This window comes from Pseudomonas psychrophila HA-4 (genome assembly GCF_000282975.1).
GTDB lineage: Bacteria > Pseudomonadota > Gammaproteobacteria > Pseudomonadales > Pseudomonadaceae > Aquipseudomonas > Aquipseudomonas psychrophila_A.
The window spans coordinates 75537-97032 of record NZ_ALJC01000118.1 but is presented as its reverse complement, the minus strand read 5'-3'; the positions used below and the strand labels follow the sequence as shown (position 1 = coordinate 97032).

General features: G+C 58.8%; 19 protein-coding genes. 9 read left to right on the top strand and 10 right to left on the bottom strand.

All coding sequences use genetic code 11. The annotated features are described in order from the left end of the window. From B347_RS0120315 to hemE, 6 genes are all read left to right on the top strand, one after another. The coding region (locus B347_RS0120315) for a shikimate kinase (RefSeq protein WP_019411531.1) at positions 1–236 on the top strand (236 nt) is incomplete at its 5' end. Positions 237–368: 132 nt separating this feature from the next. Then, complete coding sequence (aroB, locus tag B347_RS0120310) at positions 369–1469, top strand: 3-dehydroquinate synthase (protein WP_019411530.1); 1101 nt, start codon at positions 369–371, stop codon at positions 1467–1469. A gap of 10 nt (positions 1470–1479) precedes the next feature. After that, complete coding sequence (locus B347_RS0120305; protein ID WP_019411529.1) at positions 1480–3054, top strand: AAA family ATPase; 1575 nt, start codon at positions 1480–1482, stop codon at positions 3052–3054. A 332-nt stretch (positions 3055–3386) separates the two neighbouring features. Then, complete coding sequence (gene gltB / locus B347_RS0120300; protein WP_019411528.1) at positions 3387–7835, top strand: glutamate synthase large subunit; 4449 nt, start codon at positions 3387–3389, stop codon at positions 7833–7835. 126 nt (positions 7836–7961) lie between these two features. Continuing rightward, a complete protein-coding gene (locus B347_RS0120295; protein WP_019411527.1) occupies positions 7962–9380 on the top strand; it encodes an FAD-dependent oxidoreductase in 1419 nt (472 codons plus the stop codon). A gap of 235 nt (positions 9381–9615) precedes the next feature. After that, on the top strand, positions 9616–10683 hold the full coding sequence (gene hemE, locus B347_RS0120290; RefSeq protein WP_019411526.1) for a uroporphyrinogen decarboxylase: 1068 nt from the start codon (positions 9616–9618) through the stop codon (positions 10681–10683). Positions 10684–10739: 56 nt separating this feature from the next. On the opposite strand, the gene B347_RS0120285 is transcribed toward hemE, so the two are convergent. Further along, a complete protein-coding gene (locus B347_RS0120285; RefSeq protein ID WP_019411525.1) occupies positions 10740–12020 on the bottom strand; it encodes an MFS transporter in 1281 nt (426 codons plus the stop codon). A gap of 118 nt (positions 12021–12138) precedes the next feature. Between B347_RS0120285 and B347_RS0120280 the strand changes: the two genes are divergently transcribed. Both B347_RS0120280 and B347_RS0120275 read left to right on the top strand, forming a co-directional pair. After that, positions 12139–13035, top strand: coding sequence for a LysR family transcriptional regulator (locus tag B347_RS0120280; RefSeq protein ID WP_019411524.1), 897 nt, complete (start codon positions 12139–12141; stop codon positions 13033–13035). A gap of 150 nt (positions 13036–13185) precedes the next feature. After that, positions 13186–13473, top strand: a complete 288-nt coding sequence (locus B347_RS0120275; protein ID WP_019411523.1) for an addiction module antidote protein — start codon at positions 13186–13188, stop codon at positions 13471–13473. A gap of 250 nt (positions 13474–13723) precedes the next feature. On the opposite strand, the gene B347_RS0120270 is transcribed toward B347_RS0120275, so the two are convergent. Beyond that, a complete protein-coding gene (locus B347_RS0120270) occupies positions 13724–13906 on the bottom strand; it encodes a DUF6124 family protein (RefSeq protein WP_019411522.1) in 183 nt (60 codons plus the stop codon). A gap of 420 nt (positions 13907–14326) precedes the next feature. On the opposite strand from B347_RS0120270, the gene B347_RS0120265 reads away from it, so the two are divergent. After that, complete coding sequence (locus B347_RS0120265; RefSeq protein WP_019411521.1) at positions 14327–14710, top strand: type II toxin-antitoxin system PemK/MazF family toxin; 384 nt, start codon at positions 14327–14329, stop codon at positions 14708–14710. 220 nt (positions 14711–14930) lie between these two features. Here the strand turns inward: B347_RS0120265 and B347_RS0120260 are convergent, their stop codons facing one another. From B347_RS0120260 to B347_RS0120225, 8 genes are read right to left on the bottom strand one after another with little or no spacing between them, the layout of a single operon-like run. Continuing rightward, positions 14931–15374 (bottom strand): hypothetical protein, encoded by a 444-nt coding sequence (locus B347_RS0120260; RefSeq protein ID WP_019411520.1) that lies wholly within the window; start codon positions 15372–15374, stop codon positions 14931–14933. A gap of 19 nt (positions 15375–15393) precedes the next feature. Next, positions 15394–16620 (bottom strand): beta-ketoacyl-ACP synthase, encoded by a 1227-nt coding sequence (locus tag B347_RS0120255; RefSeq protein WP_019411519.1) that lies wholly within the window; start codon positions 16618–16620, stop codon positions 15394–15396. Further along, complete coding sequence (gene fabG, locus B347_RS0120250) at positions 16620–17348, bottom strand: 3-oxoacyl-ACP reductase FabG (RefSeq protein ID WP_019411518.1); 729 nt, start codon at positions 17346–17348, stop codon at positions 16620–16622. The genes B347_RS0120255 and fabG overlap by 1 nt, the downstream gene beginning before the upstream one ends. Next, positions 17341–17808 (bottom strand): hotdog family protein, encoded by a 468-nt coding sequence (locus B347_RS0120245; protein WP_019411517.1) that lies wholly within the window; start codon positions 17806–17808, stop codon positions 17341–17343. Before B347_RS0120245 ends, fabG begins: the two co-directional genes overlap by 8 nt. Then, a complete protein-coding gene (locus tag B347_RS0120240; RefSeq protein ID WP_019411516.1) occupies positions 17805–18992 on the bottom strand; it encodes a beta-ketoacyl-[acyl-carrier-protein] synthase family protein in 1188 nt (395 codons plus the stop codon). The genes B347_RS0120245 and B347_RS0120240 overlap by 4 nt, the downstream gene beginning before the upstream one ends. After that, positions 18989–19501, bottom strand: a complete 513-nt coding sequence (locus tag B347_RS0120235; protein ID WP_019411515.1) for a DUF3261 domain-containing protein — start codon at positions 19499–19501, stop codon at positions 18989–18991. The genes B347_RS0120240 and B347_RS0120235 overlap by 4 nt, the downstream gene beginning before the upstream one ends. After that, entirely contained in the window at positions 19498–20226 is a 729-nt protein-coding gene (locus B347_RS0120230) for a class I SAM-dependent methyltransferase (protein WP_019411514.1), read from the bottom strand. The genes B347_RS0120235 and B347_RS0120230 overlap by 4 nt, the downstream gene beginning before the upstream one ends. Further along, complete coding sequence (locus tag B347_RS0120225) at positions 20223–21470, bottom strand: NAD(P)/FAD-dependent oxidoreductase (protein WP_026014314.1); 1248 nt, start codon at positions 21468–21470, stop codon at positions 20223–20225. The genes B347_RS0120230 and B347_RS0120225 overlap by 4 nt, the downstream gene beginning before the upstream one ends. Positions 21471–21496 lie beyond the last annotated feature (26 nt).

Genomic DNA, 21496 nt, shown 5'->3' with positions numbered 1-21496 from the left:
GGCGGGTGGTGTATTTGCATGCATCCGTCGAGCAGCAGGTTGCCCGCACTGCGCGCGACCGCAATCGGCCTTTGTTGCGCACAGCCAACCCGGAGAAAACCCTGCGTGACTTGCTGGCCATGCGCGATCCGCTGTATCGGGAAATCGCCGACCTGGTGGTCGAAACCGATGAGCGGCCGCCGCGAATGGTAGTTCTGGATATTCTCGAGCGTCTGGCGCAGCTACCTCCGCGTTGACTCGGTTACGGGCGATTAAAGTGCGCCACGAAATGCGTTATCCTCGGCGCCCACCATGCCCGTTCAGCGGTGTGGCCATCACTTGATAATTGCGAAGCAGGGCGCCAGCGCCCTCTTTCTACGCGGGGTTTCATGCAGACACTGAAGGTTGATCTAGGCGAGCGTAGCTACCCAATTCATATTGGCGAAGGTTTGTTGGATCAGCCCGAGTTGCTGGCCCCGCATATCGCCGGTCGTCAGGTGGCGATTGTGACCAATGAAACCGTCGCGCCACTCTACCTTGAGCGTCTGACCCGCAGCCTTGCGCAGTTCTCAGTGGTGCCGATCATCCTGCCGGACGGTGAATCGTTCAAAAACTGGGAAACCCTGCAACTGATTTTCGATGGCCTGCTCACCGCTCGCCACGATCGCCGTACTACCGTAGTCGCCCTGGGCGGCGGTGTGGTGGGCGACATGGCTGGCTTCGCAGCTGCCTGCTACCAGCGCGGGGTTGATTTTATTCAGGTGCCCACCACCTTGCTGTCCCAGGTTGACTCGTCGGTGGGCGGCAAAACCGGGATCAACCACCCGCTGGGTAAAAACATGGTCGGCGCTTTCTATCAGCCCAATCTGGTGCTGATTGATACCCAAACGCTCAATACTCTGCCTGCGCGCGAGTTGTCGGCAGGCCTGGCCGAAGTCATCAAGTACGGCCTTATCTGCGATGAGCCGTTTCTGACGTGGCTTGAAGAGAACATGGACGCCCTGCGCGGCCTTGACCAAGTGGCCCTGACAGCGGCGATTCATCGTTCATGCGAGGCCAAGGCCGAAGTGGTGGGCGCTGACGAGCGCGAGTCGGGCGTACGCGCCACGCTCAATCTCGGCCATACTTTCGGTCATGCCATCGAAACCCACATGGGCTACGGCGTGTGGTTGCACGGCGAAGCGGTGGCAACGGGTACCGTGATGGCATTGGAAATGTCCGCACGCTTGGGCTGGATCACTGAGGCTGAGCGTGACCGCGGGATTCGACTGTTCCAGCGCGCTGGTTTGCCGGTGGTGCCGCCTGTTGAAATGAGCGAAGCCGATTTCATGCAACACATGGCAGTTGATAAAAAAGTGATCGACGGTCGTATGCGCTTGGTGCTGTTGCGTCGCATCGGTGAAGCAACAGTGACTGACGATTATCCACAAGAGGTTCTACAAGCCACGCTGGGTGCGGATTACCGCGCACTGGCTCAGCTTAAAGGTTAATAAGATCGCGATGACTAGTTTGCATGCCGACGAGGCGTTCCTCGGTCACTTCCAGCTCAATCACGACCCCTTCGCCCCTCGGGTGCCGGGCTTCAAGTTTTTCCCCGCGCAACGCAAACCGGTGCTCGGGCAGTTGCATCACCTTGCCCGTTACAGTCAATTGCTGTTGGTGGTGACTGGCCCTGAGGGCAGCGGCAAGACCCTGTTGCGCCAGGCATTGGTCGCGAGCACCAATAAGCAGTCGGTGCAGAGTGTGGTGGTATCGGCACGCGGTGCTGGCGATGCAGCGGGTATCTTGCGCCAAGTTGCGCAAACGCTGAACGTTGCGCGGCCTGAGGTGGGGGCGATCCTAGCTCAAGTGGTGCAATTGGCGCTCACCGGTCAAGAAGTCTACTTGCTGGTCGATGATGCCGAGCAGCTCGACGAGTCTGCTCTGGAAGCGTTGCTGGGGCTGGCGGCGGGCACGCCAGAAGGCCGCCCGCACGTGTTCCTGTTTGGTGAGCCGTCAATGATTGCTGGGCTTGAACAGCTAAGCGCTGATGAAGAGCGCTTCCACGTGATCGAATTGCAGCCGTACACCGAAGAGGAAACTCGCGAGTATCTGGCTCAGCGCCTTGAAGGCGCAGGGCGCGGAATCGAACTCTTTAGCGCGCAGCAGATCTCAGATATACACGAGAGCTCCGAAGGCTGGCCTGGCATCATCAATCAGGTCGCCCGCGATGCAATGATCGAAGCCATGATTGCTAGCCGTTCAGCGGTCAAGCGTCCAAGTATGGGGTTCAAGATGCCGAAGAAACACGTATTGGCCATTGGTGCAGTAGTGGTTGTGGCTGTCGCCGCGGCCATTTTGATTCCAGGCCGCAGCAAGGCGCCAACCGCGCCAACTGCTGAACAAGGGCAATTACCGTTGGGTCAGGCTACGCCGAAGGCTGGCGCCAACCCGTCGATAGATTTCGCCGGTTCTTCACAGCCAATGCCGTTGCCGCTGGTGGGTCAATCTCAGCCCGTGATGCGTGGGCCGCTGGCTGAAGAGGCAGGTGGCATTGCTGACGGCGATGATGGCGCAGTGCCGTCTGTCGGTGGCGTTGCTCAGCCACCCACCGTGACCACCACTGCGCCACCGGCTGGCGTGCCAGCCGGTCCAACACCTGCACCACGCCCAGCGCCAGCTGTTGCCGCCGCTAAACCTGCGCCAGCGCCGGTTGCCAAGCCTGCTCCAGCCCCTGCAACAAAGCCTGTGGTCAAAGCGGCTGAAAAACCCGCCGAGAAGCCGGTCACTGTGGCCAAGGCCGCACCGGGTGGTAGCTGGTACACCAGCCAGCCAGCCAGCAACTATGTGGTGCAGATTGTCGGCACTAGCTCCGAGGCTTCCGCTCAAAATGTGGCTAAAGAACTGGGCGGCGAAGCTCGCTACTTCAAGAAAACCTTGAACGGCAAGCCGCTGTACGTCGTCACTTACGGCAACTTCCCAAGCCATGCCGCTGCTACTGCGGCAATCAAGAACTTGCCAGCGAAGACTCAGGCTGGTAAACCTTGGCCTCGCACTGTCGCCAGCGTCCAACAAGAACTGGCAGCAGCTCGCTGATGCCCCGGCGGCCTTACCCAGGTCGCCGTTCTGACACATCAAAAATACTCGCACGAGCATGCGGCTTTTTAGCCGCGTGCTTTGTGGTGTCTGCGCCGTACAGCGGTCAACATCAAAAAATGTTTTGACTAGCACGAGCAATCGCTTTAAACCTTCATCAATGCGACATAAATTTACGGTTAATCGCCGCTTAATTTGTGAGCCTCTGTGTCGGTGTGTAGAATGACCACCCTTTTGCTCCCGCCAAGCTGGCGTACGTTCAGCGCGGGAAGCAAGTGGTTGAATTAAAAGAAATTTGCCCCTTTTTGGGGCAGCCTGGTGAGAAAGTGTCTATGAAAGCAGGTCTGTACCACCCCGATGAATTCAAGGATAACTGTGGTTTCGGCCTGATTGCCCATATGCAGGGCGAACCCAGTCATACCCTATTGCAAACCGCCATTGAGGCCCTGACCTGCATGACCCACCGCGGTGGGATCAACGCAGACGGCAAGACCGGTGACGGTTGTGGCCTGCTGATTCAAAAGCCTGATTTGTTTTTGCGTGCAACCGCCCAAGAACACTTCGGCACCGATTTGCCTAAGCAATACGCAGTCGGCATGGTGTTTTTCAACCAGGACCCGATCAAGGCCGAAGCAGCCCGTACTCACATGAACCGCGAAATCCTCGCGGCGGGCCTGCAATTGGTTGGCTGGCGCAAAGTGCCGATTGATACCAGCGTGCTGGGTCGTCTGGCGCTGGAGCGTCTGCCGCAAATCGAACAAGTGTTCATCGCAGGTGAAGGCCTGAGCGATCAGGACATGGCGATCAAACTGTTCAGCGCCCGTCGCCGCTCGTCGGTAGCGAACGCGGCCGACACCGATCACTACATTTGCAGCTTTTCTCACAAGACCATCATTTATAAAGGCCTGATGATGCCGGCGGACCTCACCGCCTTCTATCCAGACCTGAGCGATGAGCGCCTGCAAACCGCGATCTGCGTGTTTCACCAGCGCTTCTCCACTAACACTCTGCCGAAATGGCCGCTGGCCCAGCCATTCCGCTTTCTTGCCCACAACGGCGAGATCAACACCATTACCGGCAACCGCAACTGGGCAGTGGCCCGTCGCACCAAGTTTGCCAACGACCTGATCGGCGACCTCGATGAGCTAGGCCCGCTGGTTAACCGCGTGGGTTCTGACTCCTCCAGCATGGACAACATGCTGGAGTTGATGGTCACCGGCGGCATCGACCTGTTCCGTGGCGTACGCATGTTGATTCCACCTGCGTGGCAGAACGTTGAAACCATGGACCCCGATCTGCGGGCGTTCTATGAGTACAACTCCATGCACATGGAACCGTGGGACGGCCCCGCGGGCGTGGTCATGACCGACGGTCGCTACGCGGTCTGCCTGCTCGACCGCAACGGCCTGCGCCCGGCGCGTTGGGTCACGACCACCAATGGCTACATCACCATTGCCTCTGAAATCGGCGTGTGGGATTACAAGCCACAAGACGTGATTGCCAAAGGCCGCGTTGGCCCTGGGCAAATCTTGGCGGTCGACACTGAAACCGGCCAGGTGCTGGACACCGACTCCATCGACAACCGTTTGAAGTCGCGCCACCCGTACAAACAGTGGCTGCGCAAGAATGCCCTGCGCATTCAGGCCACCATCGAGGACAACGACCACGGTTCTGCGTTCTACGACGTCGATCAGCTCAAGCAATACATGAAGATGTACCAGGTCACGTTCGAAGAGCGCGACCAAGTGCTGCGTCCATTGGGCGAACAAGGCTACGAAGCCGTGGGCTCGATGGGTGACGACACGCCAATGGCCGTGCTGTCCCAGCGTGTGCGTACGCCGTATGACTACTTCCGCCAGCAGTTCGCGCAGGTCACCAACCCGCCGATCGACCCGCTGCGTGAAGCCATCGTCATGTCGCTGGAAATTTGCCTCGGTGCCGAGCGCAACATCTTCCAAGAATCGCCGGAGCACGCCTCGCGCGTCATCCTCAGTTCGCCAGTGATTTCGCCTGCCAAATGGCGATCGCTGATGAACCTCGACCTGCCAGGCTTTGAGCGTCAGATCATCGACCTCAACTACGACCAGTCGATTGGCCTTGAAGCCGCCGTGCGCAACATCGCCGACCAGGCTGAAGAAGCTGCGCGTGCTGGCCATAGCCAGATCGTACTGACCGACCGTCATATCGCACCCGGCAAGTTGCCGGTTCACGCGGCGCTGGCAGTCGGTGCTGTTCACCACCGCCTGACCGAAAAAGGCCTGCGTTGCGACAGCAACATCTTGGTAGAAACCGCCACCGCCCGTGACCCGCACCACTTCGCGGTCTTGATCGGTTTCGGCGCCTCGGCCGTGTACCCGTTCCTGGCGTACGAAGTGCTGGGTGACTTGATCCGCACCGGCGAAGTGCTGGGTGACCTTTACGAAGTGTTCAAAAACTACCGTAAAGGCATCACCAAGGGCCTGCTCAAGATCCTGTCGAAGATGGGCATCTCGACCATTGCCTCTTATCGGGGTGCGCAACTGTTCGAAGCCATCGGCTTGTCCGAAGAAGTGTGCAACCTGAGCTTCCGTGGCGTGCCAAGCCGCATCAAGGGCGCGCGCTTTGTCGACCTCGAAGCCGAGCAAAAGCTGCTGGCAGCCGAAGCCTGGAGCCCGCGCAAGGCTATCCAGCAAGGTGGCCTGCTCAAGTACGTTCACGGCGGCGAATACCACGCCTACAACCCGGACGTGGTCGCTACCCTGCAAGCGGCTGTGCAACAGGGCGACTACAACAAGTTCAAGGAATACACCGCCCTGGTCGACAAACGCCCGGTGTCGATGATCCGCGACCTGTTCCAGGTCAAAACCCTCGACACGCCATTGGCCATCGACGAAATCGAACCGCTGGACTCGATCCTCAAGCGCTTTGACTCGGCCGGTATTTCGCTCGGCGCCCTGTCGCCAGAAGCGCACGAAGCCTTGGCCGAAGCCATGAACCGTTTGGGCGCTCGCTCCAACTCCGGTGAAGGCGGCGAAGACCCGGCGCGTTACGGCACCATCAAAAGCTCGAAAATCAAACAAGTGGCGACCGGCCGTTTCGGTGTGACTCCCGAATATTTGGTCAACGCCGAAGTGCTGCAAATCAAGGTGGCCCAAGGCGCCAAGCCGGGTGAGGGCGGGCAACTGCCAGGCGGCAAGGTCAACGGTCTGATCGCCAAACTGCGTTACGCGGTACCCGGTGTAACCCTGATCTCGCCACCGCCGCACCACGACATCTACTCCATTGAAGACTTGTCGCAGCTGATTTTTGACCTCAAGCAGGTCAACCCTAAAGCGCTGGTGTCGGTCAAATTGGTTGCTGAAGCAGGCGTTGGCACCATCGCCGCTGGCGTGGCCAAGGCCTATGCTGACCTGATCACCATCTCTGGTTATGACGGCGGCACTGGTGCATCACCCCTGACCTCGATCAAATACGCGGGCGCTCCGTGGGAGCTGGGCCTGGCTGAAACCCACCAGACCCTGCGCGGCAACGACCTGCGCGGCAAAGTGCGGGTGCAGACTGACGGCGGCCTTAAAACCGGTCTCGACGTGATCAAGGCGGCAATCCTAGGCGCTGAAAGCTTTGGCTTCGGCACCGCGCCAATGATCGCGCTGGGCTGCAAATACCTGCGTATTTGTCACCTCAACAACTGCGCCACCGGCGTGGCAACGCAGAACGAATCACTGCGTAAAAACCACTACATCGGCACCGTCGACATGGTGGTCAACTTCTTCACCTACGTGGCCGAAGAAACCCGCGAATGGCTGGCCAAGCTGGGCGTACGCAGCCTTGAAGAACTGATCGGTCGCACTGACTTGCTGGACATCCTGCAAGGCGAGACGCCCAAACAGCACCACCTCGACCTGACGCCGTTGCTGGGCAGCGACCACATTCCGGCGGATAAACCGCAGTTCTGCCAGGTAGACCGTAACCCGCCGTTTGACAAAGGCCTGCTGGCCGAAAAGATGGTTGAGATGGCTGGCTCGGCTATCAACGACCTGAGCGGTGCCGAGTTTGCGCTGGACATCTGCAACTGCGACCGTTCGATTGGTGCCCGTATTTCGGGTGAAATCGCCCGTGCTCACGGCAACCAAGGCATGGCCAAGGCCCCGATCACGTTCCGCTTCAAAGGCACTGCCGGTCAGAGCTTTGGTGTGTGGAACGCCGGTGGTTTGAACATGTACCTGGAAGGCGACGCCAACGACTACGTGGGCAAAGGCATGACCGGCGGCAAGCTGGTGATCGTGCCGCCTGCAGGCAGCGTTTACAAAACTCAGGACAGCGCGATTATTGGTAACACCTGCCTGTACGGCGCCACTGGCGGCAAGCTGTTCGCCGCGGGCACCGCAGGTGAGCGTTTCGCGGTGCGTAACTCCGGTGCTCACGCCGTAGTTGAAGGCACCGGCGATCACTGCTGCGAATACATGACGGGCGGTTTCGTCTGCGTATTGGGTAAAACCGGTTACAACTTCGGCTCGGGCATGACCGGCGGTTTCGCCTACGTGCTGGATCAGGACAACACCTTCGTCGACAAGGTGAACCACGAACTGGTGGAGATCCAGCGTATCAGCGGCGAAGCGATGGAAGCCTATCGCAACCATCTGCAACACGTGCTGGACGAATACGTTGAGGAAACCAACAGCGAGTGGGGCCGTAATCTCGCGGAAAACCTCGATGATTACCTGCGTCGTTTCTGGATGGTCAAGCCTAAGGCAGCCAGCTTGAAAACGCTGCTTTCCAGCATCCGTGCCAACCCGCAATAAAAGTGCAGCACCAAGCTTGCAGCTTCACGCTGCAAGTTTGGAAGCAGCGTGCGGTGTACCGGTAAACGTGTTTGTCTTGCAGCTATTGGCTTGAAGCTTGTAGCTGTCGCAATAGAGGTTTTGAAGATGGCCGAACGTCTCAGCAACGACTTCCAATTCATTGATGTCGGGCGCAAAGATCCGAAGAAGAAACTGTTACGTCAACGCAAAAAAGAGTTCGTGGAAATCTACGAACCTTTCAAACCCCAGCAGTCGGCCGACCAGGCCCACCGCTGCCTAGGGTGCGGTAACCCGTACTGTGAATGGAAATGCCCTGTGCATAACTTCATTCCCAACTGGCTCAAACTGGTGGCCGAGGGCAACATCCTCGCCGCCGCTGAACTGTCGCACCAGACCAACACCCTGCCCGAAGTGTGCGGCCGGGTGTGCCCGCAAGACCGTCTGTGCGAGGGCGCCTGCACCCTCAACGACGGTTTCGGCGCGGTGACCATTGGTTCGGTCGAGAAGTACATCACCGACACCGCCTTTGCCATGGGCTGGCGCCCGGACATGTCCAAGGTGGTACCGACCGGCAAGCGCGTGGCCATTATCGGTGCCGGGCCTGCGGGCTTGGGCTGTGCCGACGTGCTGGTGCGTGGCGGTGTGACCCCGGTGGTCTTCGACAAGAATCCGGAAATCGGCGGTCTGCTGACCTTCGGCATCCCGGAGTTCAAGCTTGAGAAAACCGTGCTGAGCAATCGCCGCGAAGTCTTCACCGGCATGGGTATCGAGTTCCGCCTCAATACCGAAATCGGCAAAGACATCAGCATGGAACAACTGCTGGTCGAGTACGACGCGGTCTTCATGGGCATGGGCACCTACACCTACATGAAAGGTGGCTTTGCCGGTGAAGACTTACCGGGCGTACACGACGCGCTGGATTTTCTGATCGCCAACGTCAACCGCAACCTGGGCTTTGAAAAATCGCCGGAAGACTTCGTCGACATGAAAGGCAAAAAGGTCGTGGTGCTGGGCGGTGGTGACACGGCCATGGACTGCAACCGGACGTCGATCCGCCAGGGCGCCAAATCGGTGACTTGTGCGTACCGTCGTGACGAAGCCAACATGCCCGGCTCGCGTAAAGAGGTGAAAAACGCCAAGGAAGAAGGCGTGAAATTCCTCTACAACCGTCAGCCGATTGCGATTGTCGGTGAAGGCAAGGTTGAAGGCGTGAAAGTGGTCGAGACCCGTCTCGGTGAGCCGGACGCCCGTGGCCGTCGCAGCCCTGAGCCGATTCCGGGTTCTGAAGAGATCATCCCGGCAGACGCCGTGATCATCGCGTTCGGTTTCCGTCCAAGCCCGGCGTCGTGGTTTGAGCAGTTCGACATCGCCACCGACAGCCAGGGCCGCGTGATTGCGCCTGAGCAGTCGCAGTTCAAACACCAGACCAGCCACCCGAAGATCTTTGCCGGTGGTGACATGGTGCGCGGTTCTGACTTGGTGGTGACTGCGATCTTCGAAGGCCGCACAGCGGCAGAAGGGATCATGGACTACCTGGGCGTTTAACCTGCCCCCTTGTAGTCGCTGTCGCAGGCTGCGATCGAGCCCGAAGGGGTCGTTTTTCTCCCTGAAAAGCGAAGGCCTTCGGCCCTAATCGCAGCCTTCGGCAGCGACTACAGGACGTCGATGTAATGCGTCACCCCCGCGTCAAATCGCCCCGATAGATAAAAGGCACGGCTCTTGCCGTGCCTTTTGCGTCCGTCTCTGAGAAAATGCCCCCACTTTTTTTCCGGATGCTGACATGACTGATCTCAAGAATGACCGTTTCCTTCGCGCTTTGCTCAAGCAACCCGTAGACGTAACGCCCGTATGGATGATGCGTCAGGCCGGTCGCTACCTCCCGGAGTACCGCGCCAGTCGCGCCAAGGCCGGTGACTTCATGAGCTTGTGCAAGAATGCCGAATTCGCCTGCGAAGTCACCATGCAGCCTCTGGACCGTTTCCCTCAGTTGGACGCGGCCATTTTGTTTTCCGACATTCTGACCATTCCCGATGCGATGGGCCAAGGCCTGTACTTCGAGACCGGCGAAGGCCCGCGTTTCAAAAAGGTCGTGAGCACGCTGGCTGACATCGAAGCGTTGCCGATTCCTGATCCACAAAAAGACCTTGGCTACGTGATGAACGCGGTGAGCACCATTCGCCGTGAACTCAACGGCCGTGTACCGCTGATTGGCTTCTCGGGCAGCCCATGGACCTTGGCCACCTACATGGTAGAGGGCGGCTCGTCCAAAGACTTCCGCAAAACCAAAGCCATGCTCTACGACACCCCGCAAGCCATGCACTTGCTGCTCGACAAACTGGCGCAGTCGGTGACCTCGTACCTTAACGGGCAGATCCTGGCGGGCGCTCAGGCCGTGCAGATTTTCGACACCTGGGGCGGCAACCTGTCGTCAGCGGCGTATCAGGAATTCTCACTGGCCTACATGCGCAAAATCGTCAGCGGCCTGATCCGCGAACACGAGGGCCGCAAGGTGCCGGTGATCCTGTTCACCAAAAACGGTGGCTTGTGGCTCGAAAGCATTGCTGACGCTGGCGCCGATGCGCTGGGCCTGGACTGGACCTGCGACCTGGGCGAAGCCCGTAAACGCGTCGGTAACAAGGTAGCCCTGCAAGGCAACATGGACCCGACCGTGTTGTATGCCAACCCGGAGGCCATCCGCACCGAGGTCAAACGCATTCTGGCCAGTTACGGCAAAGGGTCAGGCCATGTCTTCAACCTAGGCCACGGCATTACCCCGGAAGTTAAACCTGAACACGCCGGTGCGTTTATCAGCGCCGTGCATGAATTCTCGGGGCAGTATCACGAGTAACGCGTTTCGCTGTTCCTTAACGCCCGGCTTATGCCGGGCGTTTTTGTTTTAGGGTATTAAGCGTTATGGGTATTACCCGGCAACGCGGGCAGCTTGGCCAAATGCAGCGCCACCAGCAGGGCAATCACCAGCAAACCGACGATAAACGCACCAATGCCGTTCCAGCCGGCGTAGTGCCAGAAAAAGCCCCCGGCTGTCCCGGCCACACTGGAACCTGCGTAGTAACTGAACAGGTACAGCGACGAGGCCTGGCCTTTGGCTTTGGTCGCGCGGCGGCCGATCCAGCTACTGGCCACCGAATGCGCGCCAAAGAAGCCGAAGGTGAACAGCAGCATGCCGATAATCACCAACGCGATGGGCTCGAACATTGTCAGCGCGATGCCCACCAGCATCAGCACAATCACGGCCCACAACACTTTGCGACGGCCCAGTTTGTCAGCCAGTGCGCCAATCTGTGCCGAACTGTAAATGCCTGACAAGTACACCACCGAGAGCAGACCCACCACGGCTTGGTTCATGTTGTACGGGTCGGCCAGCAAGCGGTAACCGATGTAGTTAAACAGCGTCACAAAGCTGCCCATCAACAAAAACGCTTCCAGAAATAACCACGGCAAACCGGCATCGCGAAAGTGCATGGTGAAGCCGTTCAACAGGCTGCGCGGGTTCATGGCTTGTGGGCGGAAGTTACGCGACTCCGGCAATATCTTCACAAACACCAGTGCGGCGACCAACGCCAAGCTGCCGATCACCAGCATCGCCGTGTGCCAGCTCACAAAGTCGATCAACACACCCGTGATCAAACGCCCGCTCATGCCGCCAATCGCATTGCCGCCGATGTACAAACCCATCGCCAGACCAATGTGCTGCGGGTAAATCTCTTCACTCAAGTACGTCATCGCCACGGCGGCCAGCCCACTGAGCGATAAGCCGACCAGCGCGCGGGTAATCAGTACGCCTTCCCAGCTCGGCATAAACGCACTGAGTAGGGTAAAAATCGCTGCGCTGAACAACGCAAATACCATCACCGGCTTGCGGCCGATGGCATCGGAAATAGGCCCGGTAATCAATAGACCAATCGCCAGCATCGCGGTCGACACGGACAAAATCAGACTGCTTTGCGCGGCGTTGATCCCGTATTCATGGGACAGCATCGGCATCATCGGCTGCACGCAATACAGCAGGGCAAACGTCGCAAACCCACCCGAGAACAGCGCCAATACCGTGCGCATAAACATCGGCGTGCCTTTCTCGATAAACACGTCATTGAGTTGAGCGACAACATCATCCAGCGCAGACGGCGGGATTTCGTGAGCGAGCGGGGCGACAGCAGTTTTCACGGGGACCTCATAACGCATGTAGCCAAACGGCAATGGCAAAAGAATATAGCCAGCTAACGATTCTTTCCAATATATTATTCGACCTGTTTGATAGGTTTAACGACTCAATGGAGTTTGCATGGAACTGCGCCATTTACGCTACTTCATCGCCGTCGCCGAAGAGCTGCACTTTGGCCGGGCCGCCCAGTTGCTGGGCATCTCTCAGCCGCCGCTGAGCCAGCAGATTCAGGCGCTGGAGCAAGAACTGGGGGCACGGCTTTTCGAGCGTACCAACCGTCGGGTTGCACTCAGCGAAGCGGGGCGGCTGTTTCTGGAAGAAGCGCGCCAGGTGCTGGCGCAAGTCGACAAAGCCGCGGACGTCGCCCGCCGTGCGCAACTGGGCGAATTGGGCGAAATGAAGATTGGTTTCACCTCCTCGGCGCCGTTCAACTCGAGCATTGCGCAGGCTATTTTTGCCTTTCGCCAGGCCTTCCCGGCGGTGCACCTCAACCTCAAAGAAATGAGCAGCCGCGACGTGGCGGAGGCGTTGCTCGAAGAGTCGATTGAAATTGGCGTGATGCGCCCGTTCCCATTGGCAGACTCGCTGGAGGCCGTGCAATTGTTCAGCGAGCCCCTGGTGGCGGTCATTCAGGCCGAGCATCCGCTGGCACAAGGCAGCGAAAACGGCCTGTACATCGCGGCATTGGCTGACGAACCGTTCGTCTTCTTCCCGCGCAGCTACGGCAGTGGGCTGTATGCGCAACTGTTGAGCTTGGCGCGTCAGGCCGGTTTCAGCCCGCACATCGCACAAGAGGCGGGCGAAGCCATGACCATCATCGGCTTGGTGTCAGCGGGGTTGGGCGTGTCCGTACTACCGGCGTCGTTCCAGCACATGCGTATCAAAGGCGTGGTCTACCGCCCTCTGCTCGACGCCGACGCCAGCACCGCTGTGTGGCTGGTGCAACGCAAAGGCAACCCCTCGCCGATGGCCAAAGCGTTTGCGGAACTGGTGACACGCAAGACGATGAAGCCCTAGGCGTGAACGGATATTGCTGACTTAACTAAAAGTCATTCCTGACGAGAGGGAGTGTTGGGTGGTTTTATTGTGTGCCGGCAATAAAAGCAGCCAAACCCGTGATATCAAACAAGCGCGACTGATAGCCAAAGACTGGAAGGAGTACACCCTTTGACCGAAAAATTCACCCGCTGGGACAGCGCCGAATTCCTAAAAACAGAAGAGGATATAGGTTATTACCTTGAAGCTTGCATGGAAGAAGCTGGCGATGACCCTGCCTTTATTGCCAAAACCCTTGGCACCATTGCTCGAGCGCGTGGCATGAGCCAAGTCGCGCGTGATGCAGGGCTTTCAAGGGAAAGCCTGTATCGCGCGCTGTCTGGGGAAGGTAATCCGGAGTTTGGGACCATTCTTAAAGTAGCCAAGGCGCTAGGGCTAAAACTACACATCTCCAAGTGAGCGGATGGGGCCTTCCTGATTCGGTTAGCGCCACATCACGGTTCATGCCGACGGCTGCGATCGGCAGCGCAACGGCCACGATCAAAAGATCGCGAGCAATCGAGCGTCGACCGGCTGCTCCTACAGGGTGGTGTGGCGCACACAAACCCTGTAGCAGTTGCCGAGCTTTGCGAGGCTACGTCCGGGTGCGCAGCGGCCGTAAAACCGTCCACAACGGCCACAATAAAAGACCGCAGCCTGTGAGCGTTTTTTACCCCGGCAATAACTTATCCACAGACGCTTTAACCTGATGGATCAAATGCACCACCGCCAACGCCACGTCGCGGTTCAGGCCTTGCAGGTTATCGGCCGACGCATACGCCGTCGCAAGCGCGTACCGAAGCAGTTCGTCAGTGTGTTCGAGGTTTTGTTCGTATTCGGGTGTGTGAGTCATGGTTTTACTCCGCTAAAAATTTTGGGAGCTTTCACCATTTGCTTGCACACAAAGAGGGTGGCAGCTGTACGCGGGTGTGCAAGACCGGTCGATATAGAGCGGAGTTCCGGCAGGCCCGAAGACCTCCCACGTACAGCCACCATGAAACTGATTTTTCTGGCAGTCATTGTCTGGCTCTAACTTCGATTCGAACTTGCACGTCCGACCATCCATGAGGGATGACGAACCGCAGGCTAGCGATCGAAACAGGCAGACGCAAGGCCAAAGGATTCTCTAGGAATAGTCCCGCAAAGGAAAGAGAAGCGACCTGCGAGCTGTAATCTTGAGCTGAAAAACCGAGACACGTACGGTCATAAAACGCGTATAGGCGTTTGAATCCTAAGCTGCGCAGAATCGCTTCCTTTGCCTTGGATTCAGTCAATGCCCCTTCTCTATCAGCCAAAAGAAGGCAGTGTGCTTATTTGTGATTTCAGGGGCTATGAAGTACCTGAAATGGTCAAAATCAGGCCTGTTGTAGTCATTCGTAAACACCGAACCAATAAACAGTTGGTGACGGTTATTGCTCTAAGCACAACTGAGCCCCGGTCCATGCTGGGGCATCACCTTGAGTTGCAGAGTCATTTGCAGGGGGCGAACACTGTGTGTTGGGCAAAATGCGACATGGTGTCGACCGTTAGCCTCGCCCGATTGGATCGAATAAAAACGCGAGACCGTCAGGGCCAGCGTTGTTATGTGGTTTCACAACTTGAAACAGATGAGTTTATTGCAATCAAAGCTGCAGTCCGCCGCGCTCTCGGCTTGTGATACCCGTTAGATTCGACCGATGTGACGTACTTACGGTTGCCTTAAGCCTTGTTCAGCGTAATACTCGCCACGTTCCCGAAAGGGGCTTGAGAGACTCGAAGGATCCTGGGCAACCAGCCATCACCGAGCCGGACAGACACCGTGCTATGACAAGCCAGTCTGTTTGTGAATGAGGCGCCGAGAGGCGCCTTTGTCGTTTCTGGGGCTAGCCGTCAGACACTCAATTCACCTTCGACAAATCGCCTTTCAACGCCACACCCGCCATCAACGCGCCTGCATGGCACTCGTAGGTTTTTGGGTCTTTGCGCTCGTTGCGCTTGTAGAAGCTGCTGATGTCGGTCACGGCGTTGGCGCCAGCCTTTTTGGCCGCGTCATGCAGGGTGATCAACGCCGATTGCAGCGCCCACGAACACGCCTGGTAATCGGTCTTGTTGAAGGCGTTGGTCTTTTTGTTGGTCACGGCGCTAGGGCTGATAACCGTCACTTTGCCGCTCGGCGTGTTACCCGCCAGGTAAAACTTTACGCTGCCATCAATTTTGCCGGTGCTGATGGCTTCGGTGACTACTTGATCAAAGGGCAGGTACAAGGTGGTATCGCGGGCCTGGCTTATCGCAGGCAGCGCGCATAGCACAAGAGCAGTCGTTACCAGTGTTTTGACGTGCATAAATGAGGTCTCCTTGACCTTAAGGCCAGCGACGGAAGATCAACGACGTGTTGACCCCACCAAAGGCAAAGTTGTTGTTCATGACGTAGCCGTTGTGCATCACGCGAACCTCGCCGCGCAGGTAGTCCAACGCGCCGCAGCGCGGGTCGACTTCATCCAGGTTGAGCGTCGGTATGTAGCGGTCGCGGTTCATCATTTCGATGCAGAACCATGACTCCAACGCCCCGCAGGCGCCTAACGTGTGGCCCAAAAAGCTCTTCTGCGAACTGATGGGCATGTGTGCGCCGAACAAGTCGCTGGTGGCTTGGGTTTCGGCAATGTCGCCCTGCTCGGTGGCGGTGCCGTGGCCGTTTACATAACCGATGGCGTGAGCGCCAATGCCTGCGTCTTCCAACGCCAGTTCCATGGCTCGGCGCATGGTGCTGACTTCCGGGCGGGTGGTGTGCTGGCCGTCGGCGTTGCTGCCAAAGCCGACGATTTCGGCATGGATATGCGCGCCGCGAGCCAGTGCATGTTCCAGCTCTTCGAGCACCAGCATGCCGCCGCCTTCACCAATCACTAAGCCGTCGCGGCCGCTGTCGTAGGGCCGGGGGCTGGTGTGCGGTGCGTCGTTTTTAAGGCTGGTGGCGTACAGCGCGTCGAACACCATGGCTTCGGTGGGGCACAGCTCTTCAGCGCCGCCTGCGAGCATCAACGGCAGGCGGCCGAACTTGATCGACTCGTAGGCATAACCAATGCCTTGGCTGCCGCTGGTGCAGGCGCTGGAGGTCGGAATCAGGCGCCCGGTGAGGCCAAAGAAGATGCTGATATTGGCGGCGGTGGTGTGCGGCATCATGCGTACGTAGCTATTGGCGTTGAGGCCTTCGGCCACCGAATTGAGCAGCATATTGCCGAACGCTTTGATTTCGTCAGTGCTGCCGGTAGACGACCCGCAGGCCACGCCCATACGCCCGTCACGAATGATCGGGTTGTCCAGCAAGCCAGCGTCTTGCAGGGCCTGTTCGGCTGCACCGACCGCCAAGCGTGAGACACGGCCCATGCTGCGCAGTTGTTTGCGCGTCCAGTGTTTGGGCACCGCAAAGTCATCAATCGGCCCCGCCAAACGGGTGTTGAGCTCGGTGAAGCGGTCCCACTCGTCCATGCGCCGAATGCCGCTGCGGCCCGCGATGAAATTGGCTTCGATGCTGGCCCAGTCGCTGCCCAGCGACGTAATGCCGGCCATGCCGGTAACGACAACGCGCTTCATCAGCACAGGCCTCCGTTGACGGCCAGCACTTGGCGGGTGATGTAGCCCGCTTCCGCAGACATCAAAAAGTTAACCGCCCCCGCGACTTCTTCTGGGGTGCCCATGCGTTGCGCGGGGATCATTTTCATCAGTTCTTCTACGGGGACGTTTTCGTCGAGCATGGCGGTATCGATCAGGCCCGGGGCCACGCAGTTAACGGTGATTTTGCGTTTGCCCAGCTCAATGGCCAAGGCTTTGGCGGCGCCGATCAAGCCCGCTTTGGAAGCGCTGTAATTGACCTGGCCGCGATTACCGATCAGACCGGACACCGAGGTAATGCACACAATGCGCCCGGCCTGGCGGCGGCGGATCATCGGCATCATGACCGGGTGCAACACGTTGTAGAAACCGTCGAGGTTGGTACGCATCACCACGTCCCAATCGTCTTCGCTGAGGGCCGGAAAGGCACCGTCGCGGGTCAACCCGGCGTTCAATACCACGCCGTAATAAGCGCCGTGGGTTTCAACATCGGCCTCGAGAATGTCCCGGCATTGAGCGCGGTCCGACACGTCGAATTGCAGCACACGGGCGTTACGGCCCATTGCTAGCACTTGCGCCATTACGGCATCGGCTTCATCGCGGCCACTGCGGCAATGCAGCACCAGATCAAAACCGGCGTGGGCCAGACGCAAGGCAATGGCGCGGCCGATACCACGGCTAGAGCCGGTGACTAAAATGGACTCAGTCATGGCGAGTCTCCTGGGAGGCTTGAGCAAGGTAGTGTTCAGCGTGAGGCGGGCGGAACACGTTCAGGCGGGCGGTGGCATGAATCTGCGGGCCGGTGATATGGCACTCAAACACGCCCATGCCGTTGTCGTCTTCCAGCGAGCGCACTGCATGGATTTGCAACTCGGCGCCCAGCGGGAAGTGTTCCACGTTACATTCGAATTTGCGGGTGCCGAGTAAGAACCCCAGCGCCACCGGCTTGGCTTCCAAGCGCGCACGGCAGCCTGCGTAGGCGGCCACACTTTGCGCCATCAACTCGATGCCGACCCAGGCGGGCAGGCTGCCATCTTCGCGGTTAAACAGTCCGCCTGCGCGGACGGTCAGACGGGTCTGAATGGTTTCTTCATCAAACGCCAGCACCTGATCGATCAAGATCATGTCGCCAGCGTGTGGCAGCAATTCGGCGAGCGGCCAATCAATCATGGGGCGTCTCCGATAATCAGGCTGACGTTATTGCCGCCGAAGGCAAACGAGTTGCTCATAAGGCAGCGTTGTGGGGCGGGTACCAGGGTTTGGCCGGGCGTGACCCAGTTCAGGGCGGGCAATGCCGGGTCGGGCTCGCCGTCCCAGATATGCGGGGCCAAGGCGTTGCCGTGGGTCAGGCTCAACCAGCAAAACGCGGCTTCTAGTGCACCGGCTGCACCCAAGGTATGCCCGGTCATGGGTTTGGTCGATGAGCACGGCACGCCCTGCGGGAAGACCTGAGCCACCGCGTGGCTTTCCATGGCGTCGTTGTGTGGCGTGGCGGTGCCATGCAGGTTCAGGTAGCCGATTTGGTGAGGCTGCAAACCCGCGCGTTTCAAGGCGATATGCATCGCTTGCACGGCGCCCCGGCCGCTGGGTTCGGGGGCTGAAATATGGTGTGCATCCGAGCTTGCACCCGCACCCAGCAGGGCAATCGGCTGCGTGCCGCTGGCCTGTCGGCTCATCAAAAACAAGGCCGCACCTTCGCCTATGTTGATCCCGCGACGGTTAACCGAAAACGGGTTGCAGCGCTCATCAGACACGGCTTCCAGTGCTGAAAAGCCGTTGAGCGTCAGCTTGCACAAGCTGTCGACGCCGCCGCACAGCACCACGTCGCAGAGGTTCATGCTGAGCAGTCGCTGCGCGCTCATCAAGGCACGAGCGCCGGAGGTGCAGGCCGTCGAAATCACATAACTCGGGCCGCTGATAGTGAGCCAGTCGGCAAGGAAGGTGGCGGGTGCGCTCAGCTCTTGTTGCGGGTACTGGAAGTCGTCGGGGAACTGTTGGTGTTGCCCATAGTGCTTGATGCCACGCCCGGCTTCCTCGATGCCCGAGGTGCTGGTGCCCAGCACAATGGCGATGCGGTCACGGCCATAGGTTTGAATGGCAAGCTCTATGTCATCGCGAATTTGCAGCGCGGCTTCAAGCAATAACTGGTTGTTGCGGGTGCTTTGCTCACGCAGATGCGTCGGCACTGCCGCCAGCGAGCCCGGCACGCTGCCCACCGCTACCGAGCGCTCCGGCACCCAGCCGGTGGCCAGCCGTATGCCCGAGCAGTCTCCGGCAAACAGTTGGCGCGCGACTTCATCGGGGCCACGGCCCAGTGAACACATAATGCCCAGCGCATTCAGGTAAGCAGTCATGGGGCCGTCTCGGGGTTGAATGAGGTGTCGAGTGGGCTGATGGTGTAATGCACGTCGCTTTGCAGGTCGATGCTGAAGACCTGTGGCTGTTGGTAATGCACGTGCCAGCGCGGCTCGATAGCGCGTCGGTCCGTGCTGGATGTAGCCTGTGGATAGTTATCGGCCAACTGATCGTTTGGCGTGAGTGCAAACAGCAAGGCAGCAAACAGTTCGCGGGCCTCGGGGTTGGGCGGCAGTAAACCGTCGGCGTTCCAGTGGCCGTTTTGCAGCACCTGCCGCGCCAAAGGAATGCCCAGAGGGTCCATCAGCGACCAGCGCAGCGCAGCGTCTTCTTGCTGAATTACCAACAACCAGTCCTGGCGCTGATCAGCGTGTTCGCGTTGCACATGCAACTGCATCGGCAGCGCCAGGGTTGGCGTGTGTTTAGGCAGGGGCAGGCTGGAGCAGCCATTCAACAACACACACAAAAACACGCCAAGAGCCGCGAAAATTCTGTACTCGCTTGTCATTGCGGATTGCCTTGCAGGGGTTTGCGGGCGACCACGTTGACCAGGGTTTCTTCCCGCTGGCCCACCGGTTTGGGGCGGCGCAAGCCAAAGCGCTCCAGTAGCCCGAAATCGCTGGAACGGCTCCACCACAGGTACGGATAAGACACGTTGCGCGCTTCAAATTCAAAGCCCTGATCGTGGATCATCTCTAGGTACTGCGCGGCACTTTTTTGCACGTGCATAGGGTGGCGGAACAGCCAGCGAATCACCCACGTGTCGATGTAAGCCTCGGTGGACTCGGCAAACAGTAAATAGCCGCCCGGCTTGAGCACCCGATAAAACTCGGCCAGCGCTCGGTCCTGCTGCACCAAGTGATGAAAGGTCTGGTGGCAGAACACCATGTCGACGCTGGCATCGGCCACGTTCAGTTCGGCGCAGTCGCTGCCGATCAGCTCAATGTCGAGCCCTTGACGTTGAGCTTCTTCGCGGCTCAGCTCAAGGCTTAGCGGGTCGGCATCGAGGCCGATCAAACGCTGTGGGGCGAAGGTTTTTTGCAGGTGCTGGAATGATTTGCCCTGACCGCAACCTGCGTCCAGGATCACCGGCGCAGACGGCAATGGGTCGCTGAACAGACCACGCAGGTCGTTGATCGCCACCCGCAAAACGTGGTGTTGCCAGGTGTGGCTGCGCAAGAACCAAAACCCGAAACGGGTTTCTTCGACATAAGTATCACTAAGCGGTTTCATTCGGCCTCCGTGGCGCAGATGTCCGAGAGCATGCGCAAACGGCGCTTGGGCTCGCTGACAAAAGGGTTGCGTTCATCCCAGGCATACCCCGCCAGAATCGAGCTGATCATGCGGCGGATCTGCGGTGAACGGTCGGGGTGGTAAATGACGTCTTGAAAAGTCCCGGCGTACCAGCCTTCGACGTAACAGCGGAAGGTATCGACGCCGCGCTTAAGCGGCTCGGCAAACTCGGTGTGCCAATCCACGGTTTCGCCTTGCAACTGACGGTGCAGCACCGCCGCCGCCATGCTGGCCGAACGCATGGCGATGGTCACGCCCGAGGAAAATACCGGGTCGAGGAACTCAGCGGCGTTACCCAACAGCGCAAAGCCTTTGCCGTGCAGGGTTTTGACGTTGGCCGAATAGCCGCCGATGGTGCGCGCGGGGGTGTCCCACACCGCATTGGCCAGCACCCGCTGCAGGCTTGGGGTTTCATCGATAAAACTGCGCAGGCGCTGGTCGAGGTCTTCGCTGCGGTCTGCAAAATGTTGCGCTGCCGCCACCACACCCACCGAGCAGCGACCATTGCTGAACGGAATACTCCAAAACCAGATGTCGCGTTGGGTCGGGTGGGTGGTAATCAGGATTTTATTGCGGTCAAAACCTGGGGCATCAATGCGGTCTTCAATGTGGGTGAATACCGCTTGGCGCACCGGGAAGTTCGACGGCGCTTCAAGGTCCAGCAGGCGCGGTAATACTCGGCCGTAACCGCTGGCATCGAGAATAAAGTCAGCTTCAAGCGAGTAGCGGCTGGCGTCTTCACGTTCGACCGTGAGCAACGGTTTGGCCCGCTCAACATCCACCGCAATCACCGTTTCGCCGTAACGGATCTCAACCCCTTGTAGCGCGGCCTGGTCGGCCAGCAGCTTGTCGAAGTCGGCACGCTGTACCTGAAACGTGGTGGGCTTGCCGTTACTGAACGTGTCGCCAAAGTCGAAGGCGGTGTAGTGCTCGCCCCACGCGAAGGCCGCGCCATTTTTGAGCTGGAACCCTGCAGCTTGCACAGCCTCCAACATGCCCGCCTCTTCGATAAAATCGATGCAGTGCGACAACAGGCTTTCGCCAATGGAGAACCGTGGGAAGTGCTGGCGCTCGACGATCAACACGTCGTGCCCCTTGCGTTTGAGCAAGGCGGCGGCAATCGCGCCGGACGGCCCTGCACCGATAACCACGACGTGGCGACGTTCCATTTCTACTACAGACACAAAGGCTCCTTGCCGGGGGTTACGGC